This window comes from Nocardia sp. NPDC051321, from assembly GCF_044455225.1.
Classification (GTDB): domain Bacteria; phylum Actinomycetota; class Actinomycetes; order Mycobacteriales; family Mycobacteriaceae; genus Nocardia.
The window spans coordinates 183303-203845 of record NZ_JBITEM010000003.1; the positions used below are offsets into that span (position 1 = coordinate 183303).

At 67.2% G+C, this 20543-nt stretch carries 2 protein-coding genes (1 of these 2 only partly in view); both read right to left on the bottom strand.

Translation table 11 applies throughout. From position 1 onward, the window contains the following. Positions 1–5194, bottom strand: the 5' end (the start) of a protein-coding gene (locus ACIA8C_RS07930; protein WP_397132813.1) for a non-ribosomal peptide synthase/polyketide synthase. It extends 15590 nt beyond the left edge of the window; 5194 of the gene's 20784 nt are visible here — the first part of the coding sequence; its start codon is at positions 5192–5194; its stop codon lies off the left edge, out of view. Continuing rightward, positions 5194–20439: an amino acid adenylation domain-containing protein gene (locus ACIA8C_RS07935; RefSeq protein WP_397132140.1), complete on the bottom strand. Its 15246-nt coding sequence runs from the start codon at positions 20437–20439 to the stop codon at positions 5194–5196. The genes ACIA8C_RS07930 and ACIA8C_RS07935 overlap by 1 nt, the downstream gene beginning before the upstream one ends. Positions 20440–20543 lie beyond the last annotated feature (104 nt).

Below are 20543 nucleotides of genomic sequence, written 5' to 3' on the forward strand. Positions count from 1 at the left end.
TCGGCCAGATCTCATAGGTGGATCCGTCGAACGCGATCGAGGAGTGCACGAGTACCCGATCGTCGGTACCGACCGGCCACGCCTGGGAAATCAGATTCGACAGGTTACGGTGCGTGATACCAACACCTTTCGGCACGCCCGTCGAGCCGGAGGTGTAGATGACATAAGCGAGATTGTCCGGGCCCACCGCGACAGTTCCCCAGGGACTTGCCTGATCCACCTGCTCGACGGCATCGAGGTACAGATGCGGTGCCGCGTTCGGCGGCAAAAACTTTCCGGTAGCGGCATCGGTGACAATGACGACCGGCGCGGCGTCGGTGAGGACGAACGCCAGCCGGTCGGACGGATACGCCGGATCGATTGGCAGATACGCGCCACCGGCCCGCAACACACCGAGCAGTGCCACGATCAAGTCGACGGACCTCGGCAACGCTACCGCGACAACGCTATCCGGGCTGACCCCGCGCGAGATCAAGGCTTGGGCAAGCTGACCAGCCCTGGCATCGAGATCCCCATACGACAGCGTCTCGTCACCGGAGAACACCGCGATAGCGTCCGGCGTCGAGGCAACCCACCCCCCGACCGAATCGACAATCGTGGTGTCGGGAACCTCGACGGCGGTGTCGTTCCACCGACGCAACACCAGGTCTCGTTCGTCGGCGTCGAGAACGTCGACCGACCCCACCGCAGCGCCCGGCTCCGACACCAGCTGCCGCAGTGTCCGCACCAGCCGCGCCACCATGGCCTCGACCGTGGACCGGTCGAACAACTCGGTCGCGTACTCCACGAGACCGTTCCATTGCTGACCGGCGGGCGCATCGGCGATATTGAAGAACAGGTCGAACCGCGCGGTCGCGATCGACGCACCGTAGGGCTCGTATCGAACGCCCGGCAGCTCCAGGGTGGGCAGGGCGTTGTTCTGGAAGGCCAGCGACACCTGGAACAGCGGATGATGCGCCGCCGAGCGGGCCGGGTTCAGCAGCTCCACCAGCAACTCGAACGGAACATCCTGATTGTCGTACCCCGCCAACGCCTTCGACCGGACCTGACCGAGGAGCTCGGTGAACGACGTCTCCGGCGACACCCTGGTCCGCAGCACCCAGCTGTTGACGAAGAACCCCACCAGGTCGTTCAGGGCGTCGTCGGTGCGTCCGGCGATCGGCGAGCCGAGCGGAATATCCTCTCCCGCACCGAGTTTGAACAGCAGCACGGCCAACGCCGACTGCAGCACCATCGAAACGGTCGCGCCGGCCCGGCCGGCCAGCCGTTCCACGTCGGCGCGCAGCAGCGGGTCGATATCGAAGGCGACCACATCGCCGCGATAGCTGGCCACACGTGGGCGCGGCCGGTCCGTCGGCAGCCGAAGCTGTTCCGGCAACTCGTCGAGTTCGGCACGCCAGTAGTCGAACTGCTTGGACAGCACGCTGTCCGGATCGTCCGGCGAACCGAGCACGTCCTGCTGCCACAGCGTGTAGTCGACATATTGCACCGGCAATGGCCCCCAGCCGGGCGCTCGATCTTCCAGGCGCGCGGTGTAAGCCACCGAGAGGTCACGCAACAGCGGCCCGGTCGACCAGCCGTCGCCCGCGATGTGATGGATAAGCAGCACCAGCACACAGTCCTCGGCACCGCACCGGAACACGCTGGCGCGCAACGGTATCTCGGAGGACAGATCGAACCCGTAGCGCACCGCGCCGTCCACCGCGGCCGCCAGCGCGGCGGGTTCGACGTCGGTGATCGTCACCGGCACCTCGGCGCTGTCCGCCGCCAATACGCGCTGGGCGGGGACACCGTCGGCTTCGACGAAGATCGTGCGCAGGCTTTCGTGCCTGGCAACCACATCACCGATCGCGGAGCGCAAGGCGGACTCGTCCGCGCCGTGCAACCGCACCACTATCGGCATGTTGTAGGTCGCCGACGGACCTTCCAGCCGATGGATGAACCACAACCGCCGCTGCGCGTACGACAGCGGAACCGCCGCCGGGCGCTGCCGGGCCTGCAATGCCAGCCGGGCCCGATGATGACCTTCGAGCCTGGTGGCCAATTGCGCCACGGTCGGGGCGTCGAAGACGGTCCGGATGGGCACCTCCATGCCCAATACCACCCGGATCCGGCTCACCAGGCGGGTGGCCAGCAGCGAGTGGCCGCCCAGCGCGAAGAAGCTGTCGTCGATGCCGACTCGGTCGTGGCCGAGGATTTCGGCGAACAACGCGGCCAGCATTTGCTCCTGGATGGTGCCGGGCGCGCGATAGGCCACCGACGATCGGAGCTCCGGCACCGGCAACGCGGCGCGGTCCAGTTTGCCGCTCGCGGTCAGCGGCACCGAGTCGATCACCAGCACCACGGACGGCACCATGAAATCGGGCAGCCGCTCGGCCGCGAACCGGCGGACCTGCCCGCCGTCGAGTCGCGGTGTATTCGCCTGGTCCGCAACCGCTTTCGTGCGGTCGGCGACCACGTAACCGACCAGCTGCTTGCCACCGCCGGTGTCGCGCGCGACGACCACCGCTCGAGATACCGAGGGATGTTGCGCCAGCACCGTTTCGACTTCACCGGGCTCCACCCGGAAGCCACGGATCTTGACCTGGTCATCGACTCGGCCAGCGAACTCGAGCACTCCGGTCGAGGTCCAGCGCACCACATCACCGGTGCGGTACAGCCGTCCACCGGACGGGTCGAACGGATCGGCCACGAACCGAGCCGCGGTCAACCCCGACCGGCCGTGATAGCCGCGCGCCAACTGAGCGCTGGCGACATACAGCTCACCGGCGACCCCGACCGGAACCGGGGCCAACCACGAATCCAGCACGAACACCCGGGTATTGGCCACCGGGGTACCGATCGGCACGACGGCGCCCACGACGTCGTCGGGGACAACGAAGGCGGTCACGTCGACCGTCGCCTCGGTCGGGCCGTACAGGTTGTCCACCCGGTCGACCCCGCACTTGGCTTTCAGGGCGTCGACCAGCCCTGAGGTGAGCGTGTCGGCGCCGGTATCGATTTGCCGCAAGCTGTGGAACGGGTTGTCGGACAACGACTCCGCGTGATCGACCAACGCCGACAACAGCGGCGGTGTCGCGAACATCTTTGTCACCGACCGGGTCTCGACCAGCCGGGTGATCTCCACCAGATCCGACCGCTGCTCACCGGCAACCACCAATGTGGCACCACCACACAAGGCGGGCCATATCTCATAGGTCGAGGCGTCGAACGCCACCGACGAATGCACCAGCACCCGATCCTCGGAACCCGCCGCCCACGCCTGAGCAACCAGATTCACCACGTTACGATGCGTGATACCAACGCCTTTAGGAATACCGGTGGATCCGGAGGTGTAGATCACGTACGCCAAATTCTGCGGACGCACCGCGTTGACTCGATCGAGCGCAGCCACGTCACCGATGTCGGTCGTATCGATGCGGAGATGCGCTATCACGGTATCCGGCAACACCTTTGCCGTAGCGGAGTCGGTTACGACAACAACCGGCGCGGCATCGGCGAGGACGAATGCCACTCGATCCGAGGGATATCCCGGATCGATCGGCAAGTACGCCCCACCGGCCTTCAGCACACCCAGCAACGCCACGATCAGTTCCGCCGACCGTGGCAACGCGACCGCGACAACACGATCCGGGCCGACGCCACGCGAGATCAGTTCGCGCGCCAAGCCGTTGGATCGGGCATCGAGTTCCCGATAGGTCACCTCGGTGTCGGCGCAGATCACCGCGACCGCGTCCGGCGTCCGAGCGACCTGCGCCTGAAACAGGCCGATGGCGGTGCCATCCGGGTCGACGGGCACGGCGGTGTCGTTCCACCGACGCAACAGCAACTCGCGTTCGCCGGTGTCGAGAACATCGATCGACCCCACCGGGGCCGCCGGACTCGCCACGACGCACCGCAGGATCCGATCCAGCCGCGCCACCATCGCCTCGATGGTGGACCGGTCGAACAGGTCGGTGGCGTACTCGGCGTACACGTCCCACCCGGCCGGGCCGGGGGCGTCGCCGTTGCGTCGCTCCCCCGCGGCGGCATCGCCGATGTTGAAGGTCAGGTCGAATTGCGCGGTCATCGCCGCGAGGGCATACGGTTCGAACTCGACACCCGCCAACTCCAGGGTGGGCGCGGTGTTGTTCTGAAAGCTCAACAGCACCTGGAACAACGGGTGATGCGAGGCCGACCGAACCGGGTTGAGCAGTTCGACAAGCAGTTCGAACGGAATGTCCTGATTCTCGTAGGCGGCCAGAGCTTTCGCCCGCGTCTGGCCGACTATCTCGGCGAACGACGCCTCCGGCGCGACCGCGGTCCGCAGGACCCAGGTGTTGACGAAGAATCCCACGAGGTCGTTCAGCGCGTCGTCGGTGCGTCCGGCGATCGGCGACCCGATCGGAATATCCTCCCCCGCACCGAGTTTGAACAGCAGTACGGCCAAGGCCGACTGCAACACCATCGACACCGTCGCGCCCTCGCGGGCGGCCAAGCCTTCCACCGCGGTGCGGATCGCGGGATCGATCCGGAACACCACCATGTCCCCGCGATAGCTGGCCACCCGGGGCCGCGGCCGGTCGGTCGGCAACCGCAACTGCTCCGGCAGACCGTCGAGTTCCGCTCGCCAGTACTCGAACTGCTGCGACACCACACTGTCCGGATCGGCGTGCGAGCCGAGCAATTCCTGCTGCCACAACGTGTAATCCACGTATTGCACCGGCAACGGCTCCCACTCCGGTGCCCGACCGAGTCGCCGCGCGCCGTACGCCTCCGAGAGATCCCGCAGCAGCGGGCCCATCGACCACCCGTCACCGGCGATGTGGTGAATCAGCAACATCACCACGCACTCTTCGGACGCATACCGAAAGACGTTGGCGCGGATCGGGATTTCCGCCGACAGATCGAACGCGTAGCGCGCCGCCGCGGTCACCGCCCCGGCAAGCTCGGCGGAATCGACGTCGACGATGGTGACCGGCACGTCGACCCGGTCGGCGTCGAGCACTTCCTGGCCGGGCACGCCGTCGACTTCCACGAAGACCGTGCGCAGACTCTCGTGCCTGCCGACCACGTCACCGACCGCGGCCGCGAACGCCGCCGCATCGAACACACCCGTCAGCCGCACCGTCAGCGGCATGTTGTAGGTGGCAGACGGCCCCTCCAGCCGGTGGATGAACCACAACCGCCGCTGCGCAAACGACAATGGAATCATCACAGACCCACCTCTCGATTCATCCTGCGCAGCGCCGGCCGGCGCGACTGCGCCAACTGGGGCCACCGGCTCGCCAGTTCGGCGACCGTCGCCGCCTCGAACATCACCCGGATCGGCACTTCGACGCCCAGCACCGCGCGGATCCGGCTGGCCAGGCGGGTCGCCAGCAGCGAGTGCCCGCCGAGCGCGAAGAAGCTGTCGTCCACGCCGACCCGGCCGACGCCGAGTATTTCGCTGAACAACTCGGTCAATGTCCTTTCTCGCTCGGTCCGCGGGGCGCGATATTCCTTGGCGGACACCAACTCCGGATCCGGCAGTGCGCCGCGATCGAGCTTGCCGTTCGCCGTCAGCGGCACCGCGTCGATGACCATCACCACCGCAGGGACCATGAAATCGGGCAATCGCTCCGCCACGAACGCGCGCACGCCCGCGGGCAGCAGGGTGTCCTGGGGATTGTTGGCGTAGCGGGCCGGATCATCGACCGTGGCCGATGGCACGTAGATGTCGGTCAGGGGTTGTCCCGCTACTGCCGCGGCATCGAGGAATACCGCGTCCATCTGGCCCGGCTTCGTGGACCAGGTCACCGCGGTGCGGTAGCCGAGTTGCCCGCCGAGCACGTGCAGGTCTTCGGGCAGCAAACCCGCGCTCACCCGGTCGGCGATGGACGCGAGCGTTCCTTCGAAATTCGCTCCTAGCGGGTCTGTTCGGTCGCCGGGTGACGCCGAATGGCCGCTGCGGATTCGGTCGACGGCGTCGATCTGTCCGGTCAGTCCGGCGTGCGGGATGCCCGTGACGCGAATGCCGTCGGGGTGTTCGGTGTGCAGCAGGGTGCGCAGCCAATCATGATCGCGGAATTCCACTTTCGGTGTATCGGCGACGGACCGCTGTGTCGCCGGGGACTTGTGCAGCACCACGTCGTAGCGATACCTGGTCAACTCGTTGACCGAGAATCCGCGTTTGAGCTGGATGTCGATGGCGTCGAACCCGTTCTCGCCGTGCTGGAGTGCCAGGAAGTACTCCGGCGCCACCAGCAGCTCTCGCTCGGCGGACATCTCCCGGCGCACCCGATCGGCGACCACCGCGGGGTCGTCGCCGTCGTGGCGACTGATATGGACCGCGGTGGTGAATTCCTCCAGCAGCGCGAGATTACGGACATCGCCGACGAACATCGCACCGCCGGGAGCCAACAACCCGTGCGCCTGTTCGAGGACTCGACGCAAATACCGTTCGCCAGGGAAATACTGTGCGACGGAATTCAATACGACAGTGTCGAAGTAGCCGGTCGGCAATCCGGTGATGTCATCCGCCGCCTGAGCGCTCAGCGAGACCCGGTCGACCCAGCCCGCGTTCAGCTCGGCCAGCTGCTGTCGCACCGTGGCGATGGTCGCGGCGGACAGGTCCGTCGCCCAGTATTCCGCGCAGTCAGGTGCCAACTGCGACAACAACAATCCCGAGCCGACACCGATCTCGAGCACCCGGCGCGGTCGCAGACCCCGGATCCGATCGACCGTCGCCGAACGCCATTCGCGCATCTGTTCGACCGGAATCGCCGCACCGGTGTAACTGCTGTTCCAGCCACCGAAATCCGAGCCGAACCCCGCCGCACGCACGGAACCGTTCCCGTTCCCGTTGCCGTTCGTCTTGCCGTTGCCGTTCGTCTTGCCGTTGCCGTTGGTCTTGCCCGCTCCGGCGTACAGGTCGTCGTATACCCGCCGCCACACGCCGACCAGCTCGTCTTCGGCGACGACCGGCCCGGAACGATCGGCGACGACGTAACCGACGAGCTGCGTGCCACCGATCTCGGTGTCACGAGCCACCACCACCGCTTGGGATACCGCTGGGTGTTGTGCCACAACCATTTCGACTTCACCGGGCTCGACCCGGAAGCCACGAATCTTGACCTGGTCGTCCACCCGGCCCGCGAACTCCAGTACCCCGGCCGAGGTCCAGCGCACCACGTCACCGGTGCGATACAGTCGGCCACCGCCGCTCGAATCGAACGGGTCGGCCACGAATCTGGCCGCGGTCAACCCCGCGCGGCCGCGATAACCACGTCCCAATTGCGCACCGGCGACATACAACTCGCCCGCGACACCGATCGGCACCGGCACCAGCCACTCGTCGAGCACGAACGCCCGGGTATTCGCCACCGGCACACCGATCGGGACCGGCCCGTCGAGCTCGTCGACCGCGTCGAAATCGGTGACACACGCGGTGGTTTCGGTGGGCCCGTAACCGTTCATGATCTGAGCCTCGGCGTACTTCGCTTTCAGCTTCCGCACCACGGTCGCGGTCAGCTCCGCACCACCGACGATGATCCGGCGCAGTGACCGTAAGGGGCTGTCGGGCAGGGAATCCACGTGGTCGGCCAACGCCGACAGCAACGGTGGCGTCGCGAACATCTTCGTCACCGAGTGCGTCGCGATCAGCCGGGTGATCTCCACCAGATCCGAACGCTGCTCACCGGTCACCACCACGGTGGCACCGCCACACAGCGCGGGCCAGACCTCATAGGTGGAGGCGTCGAAGGCGATCGAGGTATGCACCAGCACCCGATCGTCGGGACCGGTCGACCACGACGAGCCGACCAGGCTCGCCACGTTACGGTGGGTAATCCCAACACCTTTGGGGACTCCGGTGGAACCGGACGTGTAGATCACATAGGCCAAATTCTGCGGCCGTACCGTGCCGATCGGCACAGTGTCTGGCCGTTTCCACACCTCGGCGCTGTCGAGATAGAGGTGCGGCGCGGTGGTGCCCGGCAGCAGATGTGCGGTGCCGGAGTCGGTCACGACGACGACCGGTGCGGCATCGTCGAGAATGAACGCCAGCCGATCCGACGGATAAGCCGGATCGATCGGCAGATACCCGCCACCCGCTTTCCATACCGCCAGCAATGCCACGATCAGGTCCGCGGATCTGGGCAGCGCCACCGCGACAATGGTGTCCGGACCGACGCCGCGCTCGACCAGGGCGCACGCCAATTGCGCAGCGCGAGCGTCGAATTCCCGATAGGTGAGCCATGTTTCGCCGCAGACCACCGCCACCGCATCCGGAGTCCGGCCGACCTGCGCCCCGAGCAGGCCGACCATGGTGTCCTCGGCTGCCGCGGCAGTGGTGTCGTTCCACCGGCGCAACACCAGTTCGCGTTCGCCGGTATCGAGAACGTCGATCGAGCCGACCGGCCAGCCGGGGTCCGACACGATCTGGCGCAGTATGCGCACGAACCGCGCCACCATGGTCTCGATTGTCGGCCGGTCGAACAGCTCGGTCGCGTACTCGACCAGCCCGTTCCACGGCTGACCGGCCGCGGCGTCGGCGATATTGAAGAACAGATCGAACCGCGCGGTCGCGGTGCTCGCGAGGTAGGGCTCGATCCGCGCACCGGGCAACGCGAGGTCGGGCAGGGTGTTGTTCTGGAATGCCAGCGACACCTGGAACAACGGGTGATGCGCCGCCGAGCGCGCCGGATTGAGCAACTCGACGAGCAGCTCGAACGGGACGTCCTGATTCTCGTAGGCGGCCAGCGCTTTCGCCCTGACCCGAGCCAGGATCTCGCGGAACGACGCCGCCGGCGACACCCGCGCCCGCAGCACCCAGGAGTTGACGAAGAAGCCGACCAGATCGGTCAGCGCCTCATCCGTGCGTCCGGCGATCGGCGAACCGAGCGGAATATCGTCCCCCGCACCGAGTTTGAACAGCAGCACGGCCAAGGCCGACTGCAACACCATGGACACCGTCGCACCCTCGCGCGCCGCCAAACGCTCGACCGCGCCGCGCATCTCAGCGTCGATGTCGAACAGCACCATGTCACCGCGATAGCTGGCCACCAGTGGACGCGGACGATCGGTGGGCAGCCGCAACTGTTCCGGCAACCCGTCGAGTTCGGTACGCCAATAGGTGAACTGCCGCGACAGCTGACTGTCCGGGTCGTCCGACGACCCGAGCACTTCCCGCTGCCACAGCGTGTAATCCACGTACTGCACCGGCAGCGGCTCCCACTCCGGCGCCCGATAGGCGAGGCGCGCGGCATACGCCTCCGAGAGATCGCGCAGCAGCGGCGTCATCGACCAGCCGTCACCGGCGATGTGATGGATCAGCACCACGGCGACACACTCGTCGGCGCCGTGCCGGAACACGCTGGCGCGCAACGGTATCTCGGCGGACAGATCGAATCCGTACCGCACCGCCGCGGTCACTGACGCGTGCACCTCGGCAGCGTCCACATCGGTGATACACACCGGCACCTCGACGGTGCCCGCGTCGAGTACCCGCTGCGACGGCACGCCGTCGACATCGACGAAGACCGTCCGCAAACTCTCGTGCCGCGCGACGACATCACCGATCGCCGCGCGCAACACCGACACGTCCACCCCGTGCATTCGCACGGCCAACGCCATGTTGTATGTGGCAGAAGGCCCTTCGAGCCGGTGGATGAACCACAATCGTCGCTGCGCGAACGACAGTGGCACCACCTCGGGCCGCGGCCGCGGCGACAATGCCGGGCGCACGCGCACTTCCGCGTCGAGCCGGGGCACCAGCTCCGCGACCGTCGGTGCGTCGAACACCGTCCGAATCGGCACCTCGACGCCGAGCACCACCCGAATCCGGCTGGCCAGGCGGGTGGCCAGCAGAGAGTGGCCGCCGAGCGCGAAGAAGCTGTCATCGATGCCGACCCGGTCGAGTCCGAGGATCTCGGCGAACAGTTCGGCGAGGACCCGCTCTCGATCGCTGCGCGGGGCGCGATATTGCTGAGTGGAGGCGAACTCCGGATCCGGCAGCGCGGCCCGGTCGAGCTTGCCGCTCGCGGTCAACGGCACCGCGTCGATCACCATCACCGTCGCGGGCACCATGAACTCGGGCAGCCGGTCGGTGACCCACCGGCGCACGTCCGCGGCGAGCAGACCGGCCTGCGGGGTGTTGGCGTAGGCGGCCAGATCGTCCACCGGCGCCGACGCGACGTACACGTCGGTCAGCGGCTGGCCCTCGGCCGACTCGATGTCGAGGAAGACCGCGTCCATCCGATCCGGTTCCGCCGACCACGTCACCGCGGCGGTGTATCCGAATTCCCCGGCCAGCACGTGCAGGTCCTCGGGCAGCAGACCCGCGCTCGCCCGATCGGTCGTGGTGTCGAGGATGCCCTCGAAATCGACGCCGAGTGCGTCGGTGGTGGTGCCGGGCAGACCAGAGCGGATGCGGTGGGTGGCTTCGACCTGCCCGACGAGTCCGGCGTGCGGTATCCCGGTGACGCGAATGCCGTCGGTATGTCGGGTGTGCAGCAGGATGCGCAGCCAATTGTGGCCGCGGAACCCGACTTTCGGCGCATCGGCGACCGACCGCGGTTTCGTCGGCGCCTTGTGCAGGACCACGTCGTAGCGGTATCTGGTCAGCTCGTTGACCGAGAGTCCGCGTTTGAGTTGGATGTCGACGGCGTCGAAGCCGGTGGCGTCGTTGCACAGCCCGACGAAGTACTCCGGTGCCAGCAGCAGCTCTTGCTCGGCGGCGATATCGCGCCGGACCCGATCAGCGACCGCGGCGGCGTCGTCGCCACCGTTGCGGCTGATCTGGACCGCGGTGGTGAACTGCTCCAGCAGCGCCAGATTGCGGACGTCGCCGACGAACACCGCGCCGCCGGGCGCCAGCAGCCGCAGAACCTGTTCGAGGACGGTATGCAGGTAGTTCTGGCTGGGGAAGTACTGGATGACGGAGTTCAGCACGACTGTGTCGAAGTGATGGTCCGGCAGCCCGGCACAGTCGTCGGCCGCCTGCGCCCGCAGCACGACCCGATCAGCCCAGCGCGCGTCGAGTTCGGTCAGCTGCTGTTGCAGGGTGGCGATGGTGGCGGCGGAGAAGTCCGTCGCCCAGTATTCCGCGCAGTCCGGTGCCAGCTGCGACATCAACAAGCCCGATCCCACCCCGATTTCGAGCACCCGCCGCGGTTTCAGTCCGCGGACCCGGTCGACGGTGGTCGAGCGCCATTCGCGCATCTGCTCCATCGGGATCGGGGCGCCGGTGTAGCTGCTGTCCCAGCCGCCGAAGTTCGCGCCGAAGGCGGCTTTACCGGCGGAGTACAGGTCGTCGTATACCCGTTGCCACTGACCGACCAATTCGTCCTCGCCGACGATCGGCCCGGATCTGTCCGCGACGACGTACCCGACCAATTGCTTGCCGCCGGTGTCGGTTTCGCGCGCGACCACCACCGCTCGAGATACCGAAGGATGTTGCGCCAGCACCGTTTCGACTTCACCGGGCTCCACCCGGAAGCCACGGATCTTGACCTGATCGTCGGCGCGGCCCGCGAACTCCAACTGCCCCGAGCTGTTCCAGCGCACCACATCGCCGGTGCGATACAGCCGACCACCGGACGGATCGAACGGATCGGCCACGAATCGAGCCGCGGTCAAACCTGACCGACCGTGATAGCCGCGCGCCAACTGAGCGCTGGCGACATACAACTCACCGGCCACCCCCACTGGAACCGGCACCAACCACGAATCCAGCACGAACACCCGGGTATTGGCCACCGGCGCACCGATCGGCACCGCACCCGTACTCATCGGAGCGTCGGGCACGCGGTAGGAGGTCACATCGACGGTGGCCTCGGTCGGGCCGTACAGGTTGTCGACCCGCGTAACGCCGCACTTGGCCTTCAGGGCGTCGACCAGTCCCGCGGTGAGCGTGTCGGCACCGGTATTGACGTGCCGCAGACTCTGGAACGGGTTGTCGGGCAGCGACTCCGCGTGGTCGACCAGCGCCGACAGCAGGGGCGGCGTCGCGAACATCTTTGTCACCGACTGCGTCTCGACCAACCGGCTGATTTCCACCAGATCCGACCGCTGCTCAGTGGCCACCACCAACGTCGCACCACCACACAAGGCAGGCCAGATCTCATAGGTCGAGGCGTCGAACGCCACCGACGAATGCACCAGCACCCGATCCTCGGACCCCGCCGCCCACGCCTGAGCAACCAGGCTTACTACGTTACGATGCGTGATACCAACACCTTTGGGGACGCCAGTCGACCCGGACGTGTAGATCACGTACGCCAAATTCTCCGGCCGCACCGCGGCAAGATCCGGACGCACCCGGTCCCCCGCCGCGCTCGCCTCCGGTGTGTCGAGGCAGAGACGCGGAGTCAGCGCGGGCGGCAGCAGGCCTGTCGTAGCGGAGTCGGTGACGACGACAGTCGGTTCCGCGTCGACGAGGATGTACCCCAGCCGATCCGAGGGATAGGCCGGATCGATCGGCAAGTACGCCCCGCCCGCCTTCAACGCCGCCACCATGGCCACGATCAACTCGACGGACCTCGGCAAGGCAACCGCGACAACGCCATCCGGGCCGACCCCACGCGAGACCAGCACCCGTGCCAGCCGGTCCGCGCGGCTATCGAGTTCCCGATAGGTCAGCTCAGCTTCCGCACAGACCAGCGCGACCGCATCCGGTGTGCGGGCGACCTGGGCCTGGAACAGGCCGACCAGGGTGGTGTCGGGGACCACGGCGGTGGTGTCGTTCCATTGACCGAGCACCAGCTCACGTTCGGCATCGCCGAGCACATCGAACGATCCGACGGGAGCCATCGGAGCCGAAACCAATTGCCCGAGCAGCCGAACCAATCGCCGCGCCATCGTCTCGACCGTCGGCCGGTCGAACAACTCGGTCGCGTACTCGACGAACCCGTCCCAACCGGCGCCGGCGGGCGCGTCGGCGATATTGAAGAACAGATCGAAGCGCGCGGTCGCGGTTGCCGAGGCGTACGGCTCGATCCGCACCCCGGACAGCCTCAGGTCGGGCAGCGTGTTGTTCTGGAATGCCATCGTCACCTGGAACAAGGGATGATGCGCCGCCGAACGGGCCGGGTTGAGCAGCTCGACGAGCAACTCGAACGGAACGTCCTGATTTTCGTACCCGGCCAGCGCTTTCGCCCTGACCTGACCCAGCAGCCCGGTGAACGACACCGCCGGAGATACGTTCGCGCGCAGCACCCAGGTGTTGACGAAGAACCCGACCAGGTCGGTCAGCGCGTCATCGGTGCGGCCCGCGATCGGCGCGCCGATCGGAATGTCTTCTCCGGCACCGAGTTTGAACAGCAGAACCGCCAATGCCGACTGCAAGACCATCGACACCGTCGCACCCTCGCGCGCCGCGAGGCGCTCCACCGCGGCACGGATCTCGGGATCGACGCCGAACGGCACCGTGTCCCCGCGATAGCTCGCGACTCGGGGCCGCGGGCGGTCCATCGGCAACCGCAGCTGCTCCGGCAACCCGTCCAGCTCGGCGCGCCAATACTCGAACTGGCGCGAAAGCACACTGCCGGGATCGGTCGCCGAGCCGAGCAGTTCCCGCTGCCACAGCGTGTAATCCGCGTACTGCACCGGCAGCGGTTCCCACCCCGGCGCTCGATCGTCGAGCCGTGCGGCATAGGCCACCGACAGATCGCGGAACAGCGGCGTCAACGACCAACCGTCACCGGCGATGTGATGGATCAACAGCACGAGCACGCATTCGTCGGCGGTGCGGCGGAAGACGTCGGCGCGCACGGGGATCTCCGACGACAGGTCGAATCCGTACCGTACCGCGGCGGTGACCGACGCGGCCAGCTCGGCGGAATCCGCCTCGCTCACCGCGAACGGCACCTCGACGCCGTCGGCCGCGAGCACCCGCTGTGACGGCACACCGTCGGCGTCGACGAAGACGGTGCGCAGACTCTCGTGCCTGGCGACGACATCACCGATCGCCGCGCGCAACGCCGAGACGTGCACCCCGTGCAACCGCACCGCCAACGCCATGTTGTACGTGGCGGACGGCCCTTCCAGCCGGTGGATGAACCACAACCGCCGCTGCGCGAACGACAACGGCACCACATCCGGACGCGGCCGGACCGCCAGCGTGGGCCGCACCTGGAGGCCGGCATCGAGCCTGGTCGCCAGCTGCGCCACCGTTGGCGCGTCGAAGACCGTGCGAATCGGCACCTCGACGCCGAGGGCCACGCGGATCCGGCTGGCCAGGCGGGTGGCCAGCAGGGAATGTCCACCCAGCTCGAAGAAGCTGTCGTCGACGCCGACCTGATCGCGCCCGAGGACCTCGCCGAACAGTTCGGCCAGCACACGCTCCCGCTCGGTGCTCGGCGCCCGGTACCGCACCGAGGACACCAACTTCGGGTCCGGCAATGCCGCGCGATCCAGTTTGCCGTTCGCGGTCAGCGGCACCGCGTCGATCACCAATACCGCAGCGGGCACCATGAATTCCGGCAACCGCCCGGCGGCGAACTGACGCACCTCGCCGCCGTCGAGTTCGCCCGCGCTTCGGTCGGCGACCACGTACCCGATCAACTGTTTGCCGCCCTCGGTGCCGATGGCGCGCGCCAGCACCACCGCACGGGTCACCGAAGGATGCTGGGCCAGCACGGTTTCGACCTCGCCGGGTTCGACCCGGAAGCCCCGGATCTTCACCTGGTCGTCGACCCGGCCGACGAACTCCACCTCGCCGAAGCTGTTCCACCGCACCACATCCCCGGTGCGATACAACCGGCCGCCGACCGGGTCGAACGGATCGGCGACGAATCGGGCCGCGGTCAGCCCCGCTCGACCGTAATACCCACGTGCCAGTTGGGCACCGGCCACATACAACTCACCGGAAACCCCCACCGGCACGGGCATCAGCCACGAGTCGAGCACGAGCGCTCGGACATTCGCCAGCGCCGACCCGATCGGCACCGCCGCGCCGTCGAAGGCCGCCCCGCCCTCGAACGGGCGGCGGATCGCGAATGTTGTTGTCTCAGTGGGGCCGTAGACGTGCACGACGCGCGTCTTCGGGCACGTCCGCAAGGCCCGCGCGAAGACCTCCGGCGGCATCTCCTCGCCGCCGGTCCACACCGTGCGAAGCCCGGCGAGCGCGTCGGGGCACTCGTCGACGAACAACTCGAACAGCCGCGTGGTGAGGAACGCCGCGGTGACCTCCCGCGTCACCAGCAGGCGGCCGAGCGCCGCGACATCAGCGCGGTCCGACGGCGCGACGACGACCCGGCCCCCACCGAGCAGCGGCACCCACACCTCATAGGTGGAGGCATCGAAGGCGACCGAGGAATGCATCAGCACGGTGCCGTGCTCGCCCCCGCGCCACCCCGGTTCGGTCGCGAAGGCCACCACGTTGCCGTGGCTGACACCAACGCCTTTGGGCACGCCGGTGGAGCCGGAGGTGTAGATCAGGTAGGCCAGATTGCCCGGCCGGACCGCGACGCGTGCCAGATCGATGTCGAGCGTCTCGGAGGTATCGAAGGTGTCGAGATGGAGGTGCGGTGCCGCCGTCCGAGGCAGCGTAGGCGCGACCGCGGAGTCGGTCACGAGGACCACCGGCCGCGCGTCGGAGAGGATGAACCCCAGCCGATCCGAGGGGTAAGCCGGATCGATCGGCAGATACCCGCCACCAGCCTTCAGCACCGCAAGCAGCGCGACGATCAACTCCACCGAACGCGGCAATGCCACCGCGACAACACAATCCGGGCGCACCCCGCGCGCGATCATGGCCTGTGCCAGCCGATCGGAGCGAGTATCGAGCTCCCGATACGACACCTCGGTGTCCGCGCAAACGACCGCGATCGCGTCCGGGGTCGCGACGACCTGCGCCCGGAACAGCCCGACCATCGTCACGTCTCGATCGACCTGACCGGTGCCGGCGTTCGACCGGTTCAGCACGAGGTCGCGTTCGTCGGCATCGAGGACGTCGATGGATCCGACCGGGGCGTCCGGGTTCCGCACCAGCAGTTGCAGTATCCGCACCAGGCGCCGCGCCATGGCCTCGACCGTTGGCCGATCGAAAAGGTCGGTGGCGTATTCGATGTACCCGTCCCAGCCGAGCGCGGCAGCACTGTTCCCGTTGTCTTGCCGACCGGCCACGGCGTCACCGATGTTGAACGTCAGATCGAAGCGCGACGTGGTGACAGGCGCCGTATACGGTTCGACCACGATCCCGGGCAGCGCCAGGTTGGGCACGGCGTTGTTCTGCAAGGTGAGCAGTACCTGGAACAGCGGATGGTGTGCCGCCGAGCGGGCCGGGTTGAGCAACTCGACCAGCGTGTCGAACGGTGCGTCCTGATTCTCATAGGCCGCCAACGCTTTTGCGCGGACCTGGCCGAGCAGCTCGGTGAACGACGCGGCCGGGACGACGGCGGCACGCAGCACCCACGTGTTGACGAAGAAGCCGACCAGATCGGAAAGGGCGTCATCGGTGCGACCGGCGATCGGCGAACCGATCGGAATGTCCTGCCCCGCACCGAGTTTGCCCAACAGCACGGCCAACGCCGACTGCCACACCATCGACACCGTCGCGCCTTCGCGACCGGCCACCCGCTCCACGCCCGCGCGCAGTTGCGCGGCTATGCTGAAACGCACCGCGTCGCCGCGATAGCTGGCCACCCGCGGGCGAGGCCGATCGGTCGGCAACAGCAACTGCTCCGGCACACCCTCGAGCTCCGCACGCCAGTACTCGAACTGCCGCGCGAGCACACTCTCCGGATCCGTCGGCGAACCGAGCAACTCCTGTTGCCACAGTGCGTAATCCACGTACTGCACCGGCATCGGCGCCCACTCCGGGGCCCTGCCTGCCACCCGCGCCGCATACGCCGCGGACAGATCCCGCAACGTCACCGTCGCCGACCAGCCATCACCGGCGATATGGTGAATCAACAGCACTAGCAGCCAGTCATCGGTACCGCACCGAAACACACTGGCCCGCAGCGGAATCTGGGTCGACAGGTCGAATCGGTGCGCGGCCGCCCTGGCAACCGCCGCATCGACTTCGGCCGGGTCCACGTCGGTCACCGTGATCGGTACCTCGACGCTGCCCGCATCGAGCACCTGCTGAGCGGGTACACCATCGGCCTCGACGAAGATCGTGCGCAGGCTCTCGTGCCGCGCGACGACATCGCCGAGTGCCGCCGCGAAGGCCGCCGGGTCGAACGCGCCGGTCAACTTGGCGGCCAACGGCATGTTGTAGGTGGCCGACGGCCCCTCCAGCCGGTAGATGAACCACAACCGCCGCTGCGCGAACGACAGGGGAATCACGTCCGGGCGCGGACGGACCCGCAGTGTCGGGCGGATCTGCACATCGGTATCGAGGCGAGTCGTCAACTGCGCCACCGTCGGCGCGTCGAAGACCGTCCGAATCGGCACCTCGACGCCGAGTACCGCCCTGATCCGGCTGATCAGCCGGGTGGCGGACAGGGAATGCCCGCCGAGCTCGAAGAAGCTGTCGTCGACGCCGACCCGGTCGAGGCCGAGCACCTCGGCGAACAGCACGGCCAGCGCCCGCTCGCCGTCTTTGCTCGGCGCCCGGTACGCCATCGAGGAGGCGAACTCCGGGGCGGGCAGCGCGGCGCGGTCGAGCTTTCCGTTCGGCGTCAGCGGCACCGAGTCGATCACCATCACCACGGTCGGCACCAAGAACTCCGGCAGTCGCTCGGCGGCGAACCGGCGCACCTCCGCGCCATCGAGGCCGGGCCCGTGACCGTTACCCGCCGCCGGGATACCGTGCTCGGCGACCACATACCCGACCAGTTGCTTGCCGTCCTCGGCGTCGAGGGCGACCACCACCGCCTGTGCCACCGAAGGGTGTTGCGCCAGCGCGGTTTCGACCTCGCCGGGCTCCACCCGGAAGCCACGGATCTGCACCTGATCATCGGCGCGGCCGACGAACTCGAGCACCCCGCCCCAGGTCCAGCGGACCACATCACCGGTGCGATACAACCGGCCGCCGTCCGGATCGAACGGGTCGGCCACGAATCGGGCCGCGGTCAGCCCCGCCCGACCGTGATAGCCACGCGCCAATTGCGCACCGGCGACATACAATTCACCGGCCACCCCGACCGGGACCGGCGCCAACCACGGATCGAGCACGAACGTCCGCAGGTTCCCGAGCGGGGCTCCGATCGGGCTGCCGCCACGGGTGACCTGCGCCGCCGACAGATCCAGCTTGGTGACGTGCACCGTGGTTTCGGTGATCCCGTACATGTTCACCAGCTCGGGCAGGTCGCGATGACCGGACGAATACCAGGGCCGCAGGTGGGCCTGGTGCAGCGCCTCACCGCCGAATATCACCATCCGCAGCGCGGATTCGGTAGTGCCGCAAGCCGATCGGGCCTCGGCCAGCGCGTAGAACGCGGACGGCGTTTGATTGAGGATTGTCACGCCCTTGCCGACCACCAGGTGCCACAGTTGCGCGGGGGTGCGCACCACGTCCCACGGCACGACGATCACCCGGCCGCCGTGCAGCAGCGCGCCCCAGATCTCCCAGACCGAGAAGTCGAAGGCTTGGGAGTGACACCACGCCCAGACATCGTCGGCACCGAATGCGCACCAGGGCGCGGTGCTCTGGAAGAGCGAGGCCGCGTTGCGGTGGGTGACGGCGACGCCCTTCGGCGTTCCGGTGGAACCGGAGGTGTAGATCAGGTACGCGAGATTGCCGGGCCGCGGCGTCACCGGCCGATCCACCGCGGACCGTGCTACCTCGATCTGTTCCATGATGACTTGCGGACTTTTGGTGTGCGGCAGCACTTTCGAGGTGGCGACGTCGGTGAGCACGGCAATGGGTGCGGCATCGCCGAGCACGAACGCAAGCCGCTCGGCCGGGTAGGCCGGGTCGATCGGCAGGTACGCGCCACCGGCTTTCGATACCGCCAGGATCGCGACGATCAGCTCCACCGACCGAGGCAAGGCGACCGCCACCACGCTGTCCGGGCGTACGCCGCGCGAAATCAATGTTCGTGCAACGCCGTTCGCTCGTGCATCCAGCTCGCGGTAGGAGACCTCGACATCACCGGACACCACGGCCACCGAGTCCGGCGCTTGCCGCACCCGGTCCTCGAACATCGCAACCAAGGTCGCCGCCGGATCGACCGGCACCGCGGTGTCGTTCCACCCCTGCACCACCAACTCGCGATCGGCGCCGAGCACATCGACCGATCCGATCGGCGCGCGATGGTCCGCTATCGCCTGCCGCAGATAGCGAGCGATCGATCCGAGGTAGCCCTGCAGGTCGTCGTCGGTGTAGAGCTTCGCGTCCCCCTCGATCCGCAGGTAGCCGCCGCGAGACGACTGCCGCTCGTAGTAGAAGACGATCGTCAGGTCTCCGCTGTTGCCCGCCGAATAGACCTGGAGGTCGGCCGTTCCGCCGGTCATCTCCAGTGCACCGAAGAACGACATGATGTTGATCACCGGGCCGAACGGATTCCCTTGGGTGTTCGGCATTTTCAGGTCGCGCCGGATGTCGGACAAGCCGTATCGCAGGTGGTCGCGCGCGCTCGAGATGGTGTGATGGATCCGCACGGCCAGCTCGCCGAGCGAGAGGTCCCTGCTCGACTCGACCAGCATGGGCACGGTATCCGAGAGTTGACACGGCGTTCTGCCCGCGATGCCGACTCGGTTGGAAACCGGTATCTGCACGCAGAATTCGTCGCGCAAGGCGTAGCGCTGGATGGCCGCCGCCGCGACGGACATCAACAGGTAGGGCAGCTTGACACCGATCGATTGCGCGACACTCATCAGTTCGCCGAGCTCGACGCCTGAAAAGCCGTGGGTGCCACCGACTCGGCCCGGCCCGGCGCCATCGTCGGCGCTGCCGGGAAGTCGTACCGGATCAATTCCGGTAGGGATCTGGCTGCCCCAGTACGCCCGATCAGCCGCCTGCTGGGTGCGGCGATACTCGATATCGCTGTCGATGATGTCGTCGATACGCGCGAATCCCGCTGGCGCGATAGGCTTTCCGGCCGCCAGCGCGCCGTACACGTCGAGCACTCGCTGCGCCCAGGTGGCCACGCCGACGCCGTCCATGATGATGTGGTCGAAGCACATGGACATGATGTAGTGGTTGTCGCCGACCTCGAGCACCGCGACGCTCAGCAGGGCGTCCTGCTCGAGATCGAAACCGACCTCGCGTTCGCGAGCCATGTAGTCGAGTGCGGCGGCGACCGGATCCCGCTTCTCGGTGAGATCCAGGTAGGACGGTGTCCAGTCCGTGGTGTCCCGTTCGACCTGCATCGGCCCGTCGGCACCGCGCACGAAATTCACCGTCAGCGCCTCGGATTCGGCGAACGCGTGCCGCAGCGCGGTAAAGAAATGGTCCAGTGCCAACTCGGCGTGAATGTCGACGTAGATGATGCAATTATTAGGAATATCCGCCAGCTCGTGCGCTATCCACAATTCTTTCTGAATAGAAGTCAGACTGCGCAGCAGTGATTTGTTTCCCGATTGCATGGCAAACTCCCTCGCTTATCACCTTTGCCGGGCGGTATCGATCTGCAGCTGGCCGAAAATGTTCGTTTTCGGCGATACCGACCCGCAGCGCGTGCATCGCCGGT